We start from the raw sequence: 13,885 nt of genomic DNA on the forward strand, positions 1-13,885 counted from the left end.
GATAAACATTGAGAACTTTTAAATTTGATTGAATTACTCGTAAGTAATCAATCAGTCAGCTTTCCAAATTGTTAAAGAGCATAAAGCAAAAAGCTTTAATCAATAACTTACGTTATTAATTAAAGCTCTGGCTTTAACTAAATCTAAACCATCAATCTGTGTGGGTACTCATCAAAGATATCTTCGTATAAGGAGGTGATCCAGCCCCAGGTTCCCCTAGGGCTACCTTGTTACGACTTCACCCCAGTCATGAACCACAAAGTGGTGAGCGTCCTCCCCGAAAGGTTAAACTACCCACTTCTTTTGCAGCCCACTCCCATGGTGTGACGGGCGGTGTGTACAAGGCCCGGGAACGTATTCACCGTGACATTCTGATTCACGATTACTAGCGATTCCGACTTCATGGAGTCGAGTTGCAGACTCCAATCCGGACTACGACGCACTTTTTGGGATTCGCTCACTATCGCTAGCTTGCTGCCCTCTGTATGCGCCATTGTAGCACGTGTGTAGCCCTACTCGTAAGGGCCATGATGACTTGACGTCGTCCCCACCTTCCTCCGGTTTATCACCGGCAGTCTCCCTGGAGTTCCCGACATTACTCGCTGGCAAACAAGGATAAGGGTTGCGCTCGTTGCGGGACTTAACCCAACATTTCACAACACGAGCTGACGACAGCCATGCAGCACCTGTCTCAGAGCTCCCGAAGGCACACCTGCGTCTCCGCTGGCTTCTCTGGATGTCAAGAGTAGGTAAGGTTCTTCGCGTTGCATCGAATTAAACCACATGCTCCACCGCTTGTGCGGGCCCCCGTCAATTCATTTGAGTTTTAATCTTGCGACCGTACTCCCCAGGCGGTCTACTTAACGCGTTAGCTCCGAAAGCCACGGCTCAAGGCCACAACCTCCAAGTAGACATCGTTTACGGCGTGGACTACCAGGGTATCTAATCCTGTTTGCTCCCCACGCTTTCGCATCTGAGTGTCAGTATCTGTCCAGGGGGCCGCCTTCGCCACTGGTATTCCTTCAGATCTCTACGCATTTCACCGCTACACCTGAAATTCTACCCCCCTCTACAGTACTCTAGTTCACCAGTTTCAAATGCAGTTCCGAGGTTGAGCCCCGGGCTTTCACATCTGACTTAATGAACCACCTGCATGCGCTTTACGCCCAGTAATTCCGATTAACGCTCGCACCCTCCGTATTACCGCGGCTGCTGGCACGGAGTTAGCCGGTGCTTCTTCTGTTGCTAACGTCAAGAGATAGCGCTATTAACACTACCCCCTTCCTCACAACTGAAAGTACTTTACAACCCGAAGGCCTTCTTCATACACGCGGCATGGCTGCATCAGGCTTTCGCCCATTGTGCAATATTCCCCACTGCTGCCTCCCGTAGGAGTCTGGACCGTGTCTCAGTTCCAGTGTGGCTGATCATCCTCTCAGACCAGCTAGGGATCGTCGCCTTGGTGAGCCATTACCTCACCAACTAGCTAATCCCACCTAGGCATATCTTGACGCGAGAGGCCCGAAGGTCCCCCTCTTTGGCCCGTAGGCATTATGCGGTATTAGCCATCGTTTCCAATGGTTATCCCCCACATCAAGGCAATTTCCTAGGCATTACTCACCCGTCCGCCGCTCGACGCCCATTAACGCACCCGAAGGATTGTTAGTGTCGTTTCCGCTCGACTTGCATGTGTTAGGCCTGCCGCCAGCGTTCAATCTGAGCCATGATCAAACTCTTCAATTTAAAGTTTTGATTACCTAAATTAATAGGTGTGACTCAACGAATACTGACTTCAAAACTAATATTTACCGAAGTAAACATGTAATTCTAAAGCTATTACCCCTCTCTTCTTAAATAAATAGGAACAGAATGGTAATGAATTGACTGTGCCGAATAACTACAAGTAGTTAAACGTATTGGTCACTCAGTTCATTGAAATCAATTTTGATTCCGAAGAATCTGTTTTATCTAACGATAAAACGTTTTGATATTCATCAACGAGTGCCCACACAGATTGATAGGTTTAAATTGTTAAAGAGCGCTAGCGTTTTGTGATTCACATCTCAGTCGCTAGGGGTGCGTACTATACCTGCACCACTTTGAGAGTCAAGGGTTATTTTCAAACTCTTTTTCTCTACCGATTTCGCTGTGTGACTTTCGTCTCACTCCGTGTCGGTGAGGCGGCATTATAGAGAGATTGAGATGGAGCACAAGGGCTTTTTGAAATAAAAGTTTTGTTCGCCTAAAAAGCCACCAGATCCGCATTTTTCGAATAAAAACTAAACATTTGAGACGTATCACAGCAATACATTGGAAAAATGGAAGCCATGAACGTAAGATTCATGTGTCTATTTTGTTAATGGTAGATGCGTCTATTTCGTTTATTAATATGTAGTATTCCGATATGAACTCAAAAAAATCGATGTTGTTAATTGTCGCACTGGCTGTATTAGGCGGCATTGTTTTCTCTCAGGTAGATATATCGCCTGCAATTACCTTTATCCTTGGTGTCTTGGCTTCCGCTTTTGTTGTTAACTTTTCAAGCACCGACTCAAAATCAGATTCAGAACCTAAGGCTTCAACCAAAACACTTTATGTGGGTAACCTTCCATACAAAGCGAACGAATCACATGTACGTGAATTATTCTCAGAGCATGGTGAAGTATTTGCAGTACGTTTAATGAAAGACAAACGTACTGGTAAAAGAAGAGGCTTTGGATTTGTTGTTATGGCAAGTAATGATGTGAATCATGCAATCTCTGCACTTAACGATAAAGATTACATGCAACGCACTTTAAAAGTACGTGTTGCAAATGATCCTAAACATCCTGAAGCGGACGAATCTGAACTGAGCTAAACCCTAACTGCTTTAACATACTATTTAGTGCACTTTCTTTTTTAGGAAGTGCACTACAAAAAACCTCACGCACTCCCACTTCTTTATTAATGCTTTCCAAACCCAACAAATCTTGAACTCGCTTCGCTATTGCTTTACCAGAATCTATCAGCATTACACTTTCACCTAGTACTTGTTGAATCTCAGATTTGATAAGTGGGAAATGAGTACATCCTAAAACAGCCACATCAATCGTGTTGATCATCGGTTGAAGGATTTTCTGTAACTCTTCAAGGCTAATTTCCTCACCTCTGAGTTTATCTTCAGCCATATCCACCAGCCGAGTAGAACCTAAAAGCTCGACTCTTTTATTACTCGAGAAGTTTTTGATGAGCTCGTGTGTGTATTCACGAGTAATCGTCGCAGGGGTTGCAATAAGTCCAACCGCTTTATTAGCCAGTAACGAGGCAGGTTTGATTGCCGGGACAACACCGACAATAGGGATAAGGTTATTAGCGCGAAGTGCAGGCAGGACTATCGTACTGGCCGTATTACAAGCTATCACCACAATATCAATAGCGTGACTCGCAACAAAACTGGCGACGATACTTTGGACTCGCTGAATGAGGACTTGCTGATCGAGCTCACCATATGGGTAAGCCTCGTTATCGAATACATAGATATAGTTGTGATTTGGTAGTAACTGGCTTATCTCTTTATATACAGAGAGGCCGCCAACTCCAGAATCAAAGACCAATATGTTTTTTTGTATGCTTTTCGACACAACCATTACCTGTAAGAAGTTCCGCAGCAATGATACCCCTTCACTTAGTTTTCGCCAATCATCACTCTATATAATGCAAGCTCGGTAGCGTTGATGCCCAAAGCGCTCACCTTGATCTACATTTTCTAGATCTATCTTGAGCTTACCTTTAAAGCATGGCGCTGACGTCACTAAGGTGTGGAACTCACCATCTTCGCCACATGGATCGACATGACTCGGTAAGCTACCTATGAGCTCAAGTGTGTACTCCTTCCCGCAATAGCTCATATCTAATGCATCGCTATCGACCGTGACGAGAAAGGTTTCGATTCCTCTGTCTATTATTTCACTCGCAAGTGCCTGACTGCTCTCTCCCATTAGGGGAAACACACACTCCCAACCCGCTGGTTCTATATAGCTTCTTCGATAATCGGCAATGCCATTACAAAACATGTCTCCAAACGCGACCGCATCGATTGATAAGCCAGAACCTTTAAGTGCGGAGACAATGATACTTTGATAAATCTCATTACTAGGGAACACTTCTGGAAGCTCAATCGTGATTAATGGCAACCCGACTAACTTAGCTTGCATAGCAACCACATCAATCGGAGTCACTTGGAAAGGAACTTCATCTCCAACATATGTCGTATAGAGAGCTACAACTTCATATTCGGAGCTTTCAAGTAGACGCTCCAGCGTTAATGTCGAGTCTTTCCCTGATGACCAACTTATGATGACTTTCTTTTTCATTGATATACCCAATAAGAAAAAACCGCCCGAAGGCGGTTTAGGTGTAAATTAGAATTGGTAAGCTAGATTAGCAAAGTACCTGCGTTCAGGAGCGTTATATCCTAGCGTTGTTTGGTATTTCTCGTTAGTTAAGTTATCAACTCGACCACGAACAACTAGCTCAGGGGAAATCCAATACCCCACAGAAACATCCCACAAGCTCACTGATGGCAAAATATTATCTGGATCGGTTGTTTCTTTTGGATTACCCGCTCTATCACCCGTGTATGTATAAGTAAGGTTCACATCAAAATCTTCATATGAAGTATCCATCAACCACTTGTAGTTTTCATCAGCACGCTTCGCTAATTTGTTGCCCGCAGAGTCTTTATGATCTTTAAACTCAGCAACAACCGTGTGATGGATAAACCACGTGTCAAAATTACCTGTGATTTCTAAACCTTTAAGTTTTGCATCTACGTTTTGAGGATACCAAAATGGGCTACCTTCATACCAAATAATTAAGTTATCGACTTCATTATCGTATGCAGTCACATCCAGCTTGAATAAATCGAATTCACCGGTGTATCCAATTTCGCGATTTTCGGCCTCTTCAGGCTTTAGGTCTGAGTTTGTTGTTAGATCAGAATAGCTCGGAGCTTTAAATGATGTACCTGCGGCAGCTCTTAACGAGTGTTTCTCCGTTAGGTAATAGCGAGTACCTAAAGACCAAGTCGTATGATTGTCGTATGTATCGTGTTTATCGTTACGCACACTACCAACGATTTGAATATCACCGAATCTAAGTTCAGAAGAAGCGTAAACACCCGTCGTATCGCGAGACTCACCAGCTAGAGCATCAGGAGATCCATATGACAAAGCATCATCATCAAGCTTTTCTCTACGCCAATCTGCGCCAGCACCAACAGAAACGTTCTCGTTGATGTAATACTGATTTAAGAACTGTAAGTTCGTTAGGTCTATTTTCTTTTTAGTACCAGCATTATCTTTACCCTGAGCTTGTGAATAGTCTAGGTTCTCGATCGCTTGTTGATTAGCCCTAAGAGTCGAGCTTAAGTTATCACCTTTATAATCAAGAGCAGCTGTAACACTCAGATTCTCAGAGTAGCCATAGTTCTTACCACCAGAATCGTACTCAGTTAAACTATCGAACCAGCGAACTGAAGCACTACCTGAAAAGGCCTCATTAATAGGTTGAGAATACGATGCAAAAAGATTTTGGCTTTCATACCCATAATTAAGTCCAGTAGCAGGATCTTTGATATCGTAACCTTCAGTCTCATCAAAACCACCAGCGAGCTTTAATGTTCCGCCGTTCGACAATTTTCGGGTCGTTGAAAAGTTAGCTTCCTTTTGAGCGTCGCTACCAGCTCCAACGGAAATCATTGTCGATTCAGTTGAACTACCAGAGGTTGTAATAACATTAATTACACCCGCTACAGCATCAGAACCATAAAGAGCTCCGCCAGAACCACGAATCACTTCAACTCTCTCAATAATGCCTACTGGGATATGATTAAAATTAATACCGCCAGCAGCAGAGTCAATACGGACACCATCAACTAGAAACAATACTTGATCACTATTATAGCCGCGCATAAAAACAGATGCGCTATGTCCACGTCCGCCACTTTGAGAAACTTCAACGCCAGGTACTCGTTTCAATACATCCACTAGAGATTTAGCTTGGGTTTCTTCGATTTCTTGTTTAGAAACAACCGTTGTTGATGCAATAACATCACTTAAAGGCTGCTCAAAACGGTTAGCCGTTACTACCATGGTTTCGTCAGTAGATGCTTCTTGGGCGTGTAAATTGGAGATAGGTGAAAGCAGCGATGCTACAGCAACCGCTAAAAGGGATTTGTTCATGTTGTGATCCTAAATCGCGTAAAGTCCTACCAAACCACATCGTGTGGCTTAGCCGCTGGCAGGTATTCGGACTCAAGAGCACAACCTTATGGTTACCTAATATTCGACTTCCCACAAAAAGCTATTTGCAGTGTCTTATGAATATTCGTTCTCTTTTACCGCTGCGCGTCAGTTCTGGATTCACACCAGATTCCCTCTTCAGCCATCTATACATCTAAATGGCACCAGCTTGCCGAAGATAGTATTGACCTCTGAATCATTTGTCTAGTCTAAGATAGTTATAAGCTATAGTTTTCATGGCCTATTTACACTGATTGGCTCTCAACACTGGACAAGCGCCTGTGATTGAATAAAATCTGCGCTCTTGATTTAAAAGCACGACAGCAAAAGGCATAACAATGGCGAATTTAGATGTAAACCCGCAACGCTACCAAGAACAACTGGCAGAAAAGACTGAGCGTCTTACTGAAATGTTCTCAGAATATAATGTGCCTGAGCTGGAAGTGTATGAATCTCCAGAACAACACTACCGCATGCGTGCTGAGTTCCGCGTGTGGCATGAAGGTGACGATATGTATTACGTCATGTTCAATCAAGAGACCAAAGAAAAATATCGTGTAGACCAGTTCCCTGCTGCTAGTCGTCTTATCAATGACTTGATGCCTTTGTTAGTCGATGCAATGAAGGACAACCATTCTCTACGCCACAAGCTATTCCAAGTAGACTTCCTATCTACACTAAGCGGCGAAATTTTGGTGTCACTGCTTTACCACCGTCAATTGGGTGAACAGTGGATTCAAGATGCTAAAGCACTTAAACAGCAATTAAACGATGAAGGTTTCAATCTAAACCTGATTGGCCGTGCGCGTAAGATGAAAATCGTACTAGACCGCGACTACGTCATTGAAAAGCTAGACGTGAATGGTGACAGCTACATCTACCAACAAGTAGAAAACAGCTTTACTCAACCAAACGGCAAAGTAGCAGAGAAAATGTTGGAATGGGCTGTCGATTGTACTCAAGACAGCAAAGGCGACTTACTTGAGCTTTACTGTGGTAACGGTAACTTCTCATTAGCTCTGGCACAAAACTTTGAGCGTGTACTTGCAACAGAGCTAGCGAAGCCATCTGTAGAATCTGCTCAATACAACATTGCGGCGAACAAGATTGATAATGTTCAGATCATTCGTATGTCTGCAGAAGATTTTACTGTAGCAATGGAAGGCAAGCGTGAGTTCCGTCGTCTACAGCAAGCGAACATCGATCTTAAGAGCTACAACTGCAACACTATCTTTGTTGATCCACCGCGTTCAGGTATGGATGTTGATACTTGTAAGATGGTTCAAGGCTACGAGCGTATCATGTACATCTCTTGTAACCCTGAAACATTGAAAGAGAACCTAGACATCCTAAGCGAAACGCACGACATCACTCGTTTTGCTCTGTTTGACCAGTTCCCTTACACGCACCACATGGAAGCTGGCGTATTCCTAGAGCGTAAAGCGTAAGTATCGCTTTCAGGTCTAAGCCAAACAGCAGATACAAAAAAACGAGCCCATTGGCTCGTTTTTTTAATTTCTAAATCAGCTTAAGCAGTTTTGCCGATAAAGCCGAGTTTCTTACCTACCCATGCAAGAAGCAACATCGCGACAATAATCGCAAAGAAGTTTGAGCCAGCATCAGGGTGTTGTGCCTTCACAAAAGCCGAGTGGCCAAATGCACCCACGAAGAAACAAGCTAAACCTACTAGTGGGATATCTTCAGATACTGGATTAGTTAGGTATTCTTGGTAAAGCGCTTGTACAGCCAAAACTAAAGCAATCAGCGGGAAAATAGAGAAGCCCACTTCGCTCATTGTTACCCAAGATAACAGTGCATCACCACACACACCTGCAACAACAGCAAGTACGAGTGTTTTTCTTTCAGAACCACGGTTTACAGTATTATTTTCATTCGACATTATTCAATCCCGCCTTTTAATCGGTTACGTTCACGTTCTTTACGATACCAAAAAGCCCCTTTGGCCATCATTCGCAATTGCATGATCAAGCGTTCAGCCAGTTCATCTCGCTGACGTCGATCTAAATCTAATGCTTCTGCCCCTGAGTTGAAGACCAAGATAACGGAGGCTTCAGCTTGAGTAAAAGCTTCGTCTCGTGTCATGCCAGTCGTTATCAAATATTCGGTTAACTCAGCAGAGAAGTGCTGTATCTCACGAGCTACCGCTGCACGAAACTCAAATGAAGTTCCTGAGCGCTCTCGCAATAACAGTCTGAATACGTTAGGGCTGCTTTCAATGAATTCCATAAAGGTTTCAACCGATGTACGAATCACACTGCCTTCTTTTACTATGCGTTGCCTAGCTTGACGCATTAACTGGCGCAGCAGTAAGCCACCTTCATCAACCATGGTTAAGCCAAGCTCATCCATGTCTTTGAAGTGACGATAAAAGGAAGTCGGTGCTATTCCAGCCTCACGAGCGACTTCTCTCAAGCTTAGATTGGAAAAACTACGATCGGCGCTGAGTTGGCTAAATGCTGCATCGATTAAGCTGCGACGAGTTTTTTCTTTTTGCTGTGCGCGAATGCCCATTGGTTTCATACTTTATCAATTTCTTCTTTTACAGCCTAAACAGGCATGTCTAATACTCTATTCAATATAACGCGAATCACTTATTTATATAAGGCACTCTGGTTATATAAGACACTAAACATACCTCTTTGTTCACGTACCGAAGTAAATACGTTCGAAGAAAAAATTTCAATATCCACACTGTCATTTGGAGACATACGACATACCAAATATTATTTTTTCGATAACACTGCGTGATCCCACCGACTCTCTGATGCCCTTTTCATGTACCCAAGAACAGAATCAGTTAAAATCTCGCTAAAGCAATGTTACTCAAATATAACAAGGAAGATATCTATGCCGCACTCCAACCACTTTGATGTAATCGTAATTGGTAGTGGCCCCGGAGGAGAAGGGGCAGCGATGGGATTAACCAAAGCCGGGTTGAACGTTGCAATCATTGAGAAAGAGAGCAGCGTTGGTGGTGGTTGTACTCACTGGGGAACCATTCCTTCAAAGGCACTGCGTCATGCCGTAAGTCGTATTATCGAATTCAACAGTAATCCGCTGTTTTGTCAGAACAACAAAAGCATACACTCAACGTTTTCTAACATTTTGGGGCATGCCAAATCGGTTATCGACAAGCAGACTCGATTACGCCAAGGCTTCTACGACCGCAACCAGTGCACGTTGGTCTTTGGTACTGCACGTTTTATCGATACCAACACTGTCTCGGTAATGCAAAGCGATGGCACTGAAGAACATTACAGTGCAGACAAATTTGTTATCGCGACAGGCTCTCGCCCTTACCAACCAGATAACGTCGACTTCCTGCATGAACGTATCTACGACAGTGACTCGATTCTTTCTCTTAAACACGACCCGCAACACATCATCATCTATGGTGCTGGCGTTATTGGTTGTGAATACGCGTCGATTTTCCGCGGTTTGGGTGTAAAAACCGATCTTATCAATACTCGTGACCGTCTGTTGTCATTCCTAGACAATGAAACCTCAGATGCACTTTCTTATCACTTCTGGAACAGCGGTGTCGTGATTCGCAACGATGAAACCTTTGAGAAAATTGAAGGCACTGATGATGGCGTGATCATTCACCTAGAGTCAGGTAAAAAGATGCGCGCTGATTGCCTACTGTATGCCAATGGCCGAACGGGTAATACCGATAAACTGAACCTTGGTGCTGTTGGCTTAGAAGCGGACTCGCGTGGGCAAGTCTCAGTAAATACCAATTACCAAACCAATGTTGACCATGTTTACGCTGTCGGTGATGTGATTGGCTACCCTAGCCTAGCAAGCGCGGCTTATGACCAAGGTCGATTTGTGGCTCAGGCAATTGTGAAGGGTGAAGCTGAACGCCACCTTATCGAAGACATTCCAACCGGCATCTACACCATTCCGGAGATCAGCTCTGTTGGTAAAACCGAGCAAGAACTTACCGCAGCTAAAGTACCGTATGAAGTAGGACGTTCTTCTTTCAAACACCTAGCTCGTGCTCAAATTGCGGGTAAAGATATTGGTAGCTTGAAGATCCTGTTCCATCGCGAAACCAAAGAGATTTTAGGTATCCACGTGTTTGGTGAGCGTGCCGCTGAAATCATCCATATCGGACAAGCGATCATGGAGCAGAAAGGTGAAGCAAATACCATCGAGTACTTTGTGAATACGACCTTTAACTATCCAACGATGGCGGAAGCTTATCGTGTTGCAGCACTCAACGGGCTTAACCGTTTATTCTAGATATAGAACCAATAGGAGTATTTGACCACCCATAGGCCAAATGCATAAAACAGCAAGCCATTCGCTTGCTGTTTTTATTTAAGATATTGAATGTTAAGGTATTGATAGTAATTAGATCATGATACTCTAAATACCCCTTTACCTGTACAGCCTCATTTACTCTCCACAAACAGAGCCCTCGAGCTAAGCGAGAAACTCCCCTTTCTTCCACTGAGAAACAAACAACACACCAAGACCAATTCCGCGCATTGCCATAAAGCTCAGCATCGCTAACCACAGTGCATGGTTCTCTAAACCTGATGCTAAATAGAAAATCGCGAAGAAACTACAGGTCGCAACAAACATACTATTGCGCATATCCTTGCCCTTGGTTGCTCCAACAAAAATACCATCCAACAAGAAGCACCACATAGACACCAATGGCATTGCGACTAACCACGGTAAATACACCTCGGCTTGGTTCTTCACGTCAGGAATGGTAGTGATCATATTAATCAAACTCGAGCCAGCGAGTGCGAACGCTATGGTCAGTACCAAACAAATATTAAAGCTCCAGAAGAAAGTACCAATCAATGACTGGTTCAGTTCATCTTTGTCTTTCGCGCCTATCGCCTTACCGACCATAGCTTCCATTGCGTAGGCAAAGCCATCCATCCCATAAGAGATGATCATCAAGAAACTCATCAACACTGCATTGGCCGCAACAACATCATCGCCAAAGCTTGCACCTTGGAAAGTCATGAAAGTGAAAGTCGCTTGTAGATACAATGAACGAAGAAAGATATCGCGATTCAATTTCACGAAACGACTCAAACCTTGGCTGGTTTTCTTAAGCAGATCCCATGGCGATGGTAACTGCTTCTTCGCCCAGATTCGGTAAACACAAATCAAGCCAAATGTTAGACCGGCATAATCAGCCATTACAGATGCCAATGCTGCACCTTCCACTTGCCATCCTAAGCCGATAACAAAAACAATATCCAAAACGATATTGGTGATATTGGTGATGATCACCATCCACATGGGCGCTTTGGCATTTTGAGTCCCGAGTAACCAACCTAGAATCACAAAGTTAGTTAGCGCAGCAGGCGCACTCCAAGCGCGGATTGAGAAATATTGCTGACCATAGTGCTTAACTTGATCACTGGCGCTACTCAATGAGAAAACTAAATCGGCGACTAGACTGTGTAAAAGCAAAAAGACACCAGCAAACCCTAAGGCCATGGTCACGCCTTGCACAAAGACTAAACCAAGTTGCTTGCCATCATTCGCACCATAAGATTGTGCGGCTAGCCCTGTTGTCGACATGCGCAGGAAACCAAGCAACCAAAAGGTCACGCTGATCATTGTGCCGCCCAGCGCCACACCACCTAAATACCAAGAGTGCTCGAGGTGACCGATAACCGCCGCATCGACTAAGCCCAGCAGTGGAACAGTAATATTAGAGAGAACCATCGGGATCGCGAGCAGCAGCACTTTTTTGTGCATCGCCTGATTGGATAGCGTTTGAAAAATAGTTTGGGGATTAAATAGCTTCACGATCACCTCTTAGATTAGAGGCGATAGTTTAACCTAGTGGGTGGGCTTTCACTATGTTGTGGAATTTTACTTATACCGGCTATGTACTCAGTTACTCGAAATACAGAACCACTAGGGTTACCACTTAACGAGCACTAACTGCGGCGTTAAACGCTTTTTGACCTGAGAGATCTTACAAAGAAGCCGCTGCCACAATTTCCAACGATTGCATTGTTGGTCTAGGGGAGAAAACGCTTTTACCCATTGTGCCCATGGCAGCCAATTAAGAACGCTGTCTATTGGTGAAGACAACCCATGAGCATACTTTCCTGAACCAAGCTTTTGTCCCAACGTACTTGAGCTTTTATCTCCAGCTAAGACTAAACACGCATGTGCATGAGTAAAGTAGCGGCTCAAAGACTGAATGAAGTTCGCGGTCTGTTGTTCATTACAATCCAGCAAAGCATGTTCACACACCACCATCACCGAGGCTTGTTCTGGAATATTAAGTTCATCCAACCAAGTCAGGTCATCGACAGAACCACACTCCAAACGATAGCGTTCATTTTTGTGGAACAGACGTTGGCGCCACACAAGGTTTTCCGTGACATCCAGCTCAACCCAATGGCAGCGTCCATTATCTAAACGGTAGAAGCGGGTATCGAGCCCTGCTCCAACATTGATGATCCAAGCATCTGGGTTATGAGATAAAAACTGTTGAACTTGAGAATCACAAAGTTGAGTCAGTGTCGCGTAAAGGAGTTGCTGTTGGTCGAGTTCACCGGTAAGACATTCTGGTGCGAGCTGGCAACGCTTGCAGGCTTGAGCTGCGATAGGATCATAAACGAGACCATCATCAGCTAGGCTTTCACGGCTACGAAACCAAAGATGCTGAACGAGGTTCGTCGGAACTTGGAATTCTTGATGTGCAGACCCTTGTTCAGAAGAAGCCTTTTGAACAGAGGAGCGCGGCTTACGAGTAAGCGGCTTCATTTGAGGTTTGGTTGGGTTTGGCATCATCATCTTCCTTGTATCTCGACAAAGAAGATGATAATGAATATCAATTACAATGACAAGTTATTGAGAATAAATATCAATAAGCTGTTTGTACTGACTACATCCAGTCGGTGTTGCGAATAATACCAACCGCAAGCCCTTCAATAGACAAGTGTTGAGATTCTAGATCGACATGGATTGGAGAAAACTCTTCATTTTCAGCATGTAACAGAACCGTTGAACCTTTACGTTCTAGGCGTTTTACCGTTACATCATCATCGACACGAGCCACTACAACCTGACCATCGCGTACATCTTGTGTTTTATGAACAGCTAATAAATCACCATCCATAATACCGATGTCTTTCATACTTTCGCCATTTACACGAAGTAAGAAGTCAGCTTGTGGTTTAAACATGCCTGGATCAACTTGGTAATGCATTTCTACATGCTCTTGAGCCAAGATAGGCTCACCAGCGGCAACCTGACCGATTAATGGTAAACCTTGCTCTTCGTTTGCTGCATCTTCAAGCAAAATACGAATACCGCGAGACGCACCCGGGATAATCTCAATCGCTTCTTTACGAGCAAGAGCTTTCAAATGTTCTTCTGCAGCATTAGCAGAACGGAAGCCTAGTTCACGCGCGATTTCTGCACGTGTCGGTGGCATACCGGAATCTTCGATCTTACCTTTGATAAGGTCAAAGACTTGTTGCTGGCGGGGCGTTAACGGCTTCATGATTCACCTGTCTTTTTATACAGTTGACTGTGAGTATATCCAGTAACTGAACAAAAGCAAAGCAATTGGTTGTTTTTAGTTC

11 protein-coding genes, 1 rRNA gene and 1 riboswitch are annotated in these 13,885 nt (G+C 44.1%); of the genes, 3 read left to right on the plus strand and 9 right to left on the minus strand.

Annotation, left to right across the window (positions count from 1 at the left end):
* Window positions 1-188: 188 nt before the first annotated feature.
* Window positions 189-1,743, minus strand: a 16S ribosomal RNA gene (locus BCU07_RS20090).
* A 661-nt stretch (window positions 1,744-2,404) separates the two neighbouring features.
* On the opposite strand from BCU07_RS20090, the gene BCU07_RS20095 reads away from it, so the two are divergent.
* On the plus strand, window positions 2,405-2,857 hold the full coding sequence (locus BCU07_RS20095) for an RNA recognition motif domain-containing protein (RefSeq protein WP_017061054.1): 453 nt from the start codon (window positions 2,405-2,407) through the stop codon (window positions 2,855-2,857).
* Here the strand turns inward: BCU07_RS20095 and murI are convergent.
* From murI to BCU07_RS20110, 3 genes are read right to left on the minus strand one after another with little or no spacing between them, the layout of a single operon-like run.
* Window positions 2,820-3,626: a glutamate racemase gene (murI, locus tag BCU07_RS20100; RefSeq protein ID WP_102428647.1), complete on the minus strand. Its 807-nt coding sequence runs from the start codon at window positions 3,624-3,626 to the stop codon at window positions 2,820-2,822. The genes BCU07_RS20095 and murI overlap by 38 nt on opposite strands.
* 60 nt (window positions 3,627-3,686) lie before the next feature.
* A complete protein-coding gene (locus tag BCU07_RS20105; RefSeq protein WP_102428646.1) occupies window positions 3,687-4,352 on the minus strand; it encodes an ATPase in 666 nt (221 codons plus the stop codon).
* Window positions 4,353-4,400: 48 nt separating this feature from the next.
* Window positions 4,401-6,221: a TonB-dependent receptor domain-containing protein gene (locus tag BCU07_RS20110; RefSeq protein WP_102428645.1), complete on the minus strand. Its 1,821-nt coding sequence runs from the start codon at window positions 6,219-6,221 to the stop codon at window positions 4,401-4,403.
* Window positions 6,222-6,260: 39 nt separating this feature from the next.
* Window positions 6,261-6,465: riboswitch (cobalamin riboswitch) on the minus strand.
* A 154-nt stretch (window positions 6,466-6,619) separates the two neighbouring features.
* On the opposite strand from BCU07_RS20110, the gene trmA reads away from it, so the two are divergent.
* Window positions 6,620-7,729 carry a tRNA (uridine(54)-C5)-methyltransferase TrmA gene (trmA, locus tag BCU07_RS20115; RefSeq protein ID WP_061034228.1) on the plus strand — a complete coding sequence of 370 codons (1,110 nt, stop codon included), beginning with the start codon at window positions 6,620-6,622 and terminating at the stop codon, window positions 7,727-7,729.
* Between the two features lie 80 nt (window positions 7,730-7,809).
* Here trmA and BCU07_RS20120 read toward each other — a convergent pair whose 3' ends face one another.
* Window positions 7,810-8,181: a YijD family membrane protein gene (locus BCU07_RS20120; RefSeq protein ID WP_004736696.1), complete on the minus strand. Its 372-nt coding sequence runs from the start codon at window positions 8,179-8,181 to the stop codon at window positions 7,810-7,812.
* The gene (gene fabR / locus BCU07_RS20125) at window positions 8,181-8,822 is read right to left on the minus strand and encodes an HTH-type transcriptional repressor FabR (protein WP_010438693.1); all 642 of its coding nucleotides are present in this window, start codon (window positions 8,820-8,822) and stop codon (window positions 8,181-8,183) included. The genes BCU07_RS20120 and fabR overlap by 1 nt, the downstream gene beginning before the upstream one ends.
* A 327-nt stretch (window positions 8,823-9,149) precedes the next feature.
* On the opposite strand from fabR, the gene sthA reads away from it, so the two are divergent.
* The gene (sthA, locus tag BCU07_RS20130) at window positions 9,150-10,550 is read left to right on the plus strand and encodes a Si-specific NAD(P)(+) transhydrogenase (protein ID WP_017061048.1); all 1,401 of its coding nucleotides are present in this window, start codon (window positions 9,150-9,152) and stop codon (window positions 10,548-10,550) included.
* 183 nt (window positions 10,551-10,733) lie between these two features.
* On the opposite strand, the gene dinF is transcribed toward sthA, so the two are convergent.
* The 3 genes from dinF to lexA all read right to left on the minus strand — a co-directional run bounded on the left by dinF (window position 10,734) and on the right by lexA (window position 13,803).
* Window positions 10,734-12,089 (minus strand): MATE family efflux transporter DinF, encoded by a 1,356-nt coding sequence (gene dinF / locus BCU07_RS20135; protein ID WP_017067882.1) that lies wholly within the window; start codon window positions 12,087-12,089, stop codon window positions 10,734-10,736.
* Window positions 12,090-12,206: 117 nt separating this feature from the next.
* The gene (locus BCU07_RS20140; protein WP_048610739.1) at window positions 12,207-13,085 is read right to left on the minus strand and encodes a class I SAM-dependent methyltransferase; all 879 of its coding nucleotides are present in this window, start codon (window positions 13,083-13,085) and stop codon (window positions 12,207-12,209) included.
* A gap of 97 nt (window positions 13,086-13,182) precedes the next feature.
* Window positions 13,183-13,803, minus strand: coding sequence for a transcriptional repressor LexA (lexA, locus tag BCU07_RS20145; protein WP_019820514.1), 621 nt, complete (start codon window positions 13,801-13,803; stop codon window positions 13,183-13,185).
* Window positions 13,804-13,885: the final 82 nt, after the last annotated feature.

Origin of the sequence: Vibrio sp. 10N.261.54.E10, assembly GCF_002877735.2 — a bacterium.
GTDB lineage: Bacteria > Pseudomonadota > Gammaproteobacteria > Enterobacterales > Vibrionaceae > Vibrio > Vibrio crassostreae_C.

Bases quoted from the DNA above. Each gene is read 5' to 3' on its own strand.
- fabR (WP_010438693.1), bottom strand. From the start codon at position 8,822: ATGAAACCAATGGGCATTCGCGCACAGCAAAAAGAAAAAACTCGTCGC.
- trmA (WP_061034228.1), top strand. From the start codon at position 6,620: ATGGCGAATTTAGATGTAAACCCGCAACGCTACCAAGAACAACTGGCA.
- BCU07_RS20110 (WP_102428645.1), bottom strand. From the start codon at position 6,221: ATGAACAAATCCCTTTTAGCGGTTGCTGTAGCATCGCTGCTTTCACCT.
- sthA (WP_017061048.1), top strand. From the start codon at position 9,150: ATGCCGCACTCCAACCACTTTGATGTAATCGTAATTGGTAGTGGCCCC.
- BCU07_RS20095 (WP_017061054.1), top strand. From the start codon at position 2,405: ATGAACTCAAAAAAATCGATGTTGTTAATTGTCGCACTGGCTGTATTA.
- BCU07_RS20120 (WP_004736696.1), bottom strand. From the start codon at position 8,181: ATGTCGAATGAAAATAATACTGTAAACCGTGGTTCTGAAAGAAAAACA.
- BCU07_RS20140 (WP_048610739.1), bottom strand. From the start codon at position 13,085: ATGCCAAACCCAACCAAACCTCAAATGAAGCCGCTTACTCGTAAGCCG.
- BCU07_RS20105 (WP_102428646.1), bottom strand. From the start codon at position 4,352: ATGAAAAAGAAAGTCATCATAAGTTGGTCATCAGGGAAAGACTCGACA.
- lexA (WP_019820514.1), bottom strand. From the start codon at position 13,803: ATGAAGCCGTTAACGCCCCGCCAGCAACAAGTCTTTGACCTTATCAAA.
- murI (WP_102428647.1), bottom strand. From the start codon at position 3,626: ATGGTTGTGTCGAAAAGCATACAAAAAAACATATTGGTCTTTGATTCT.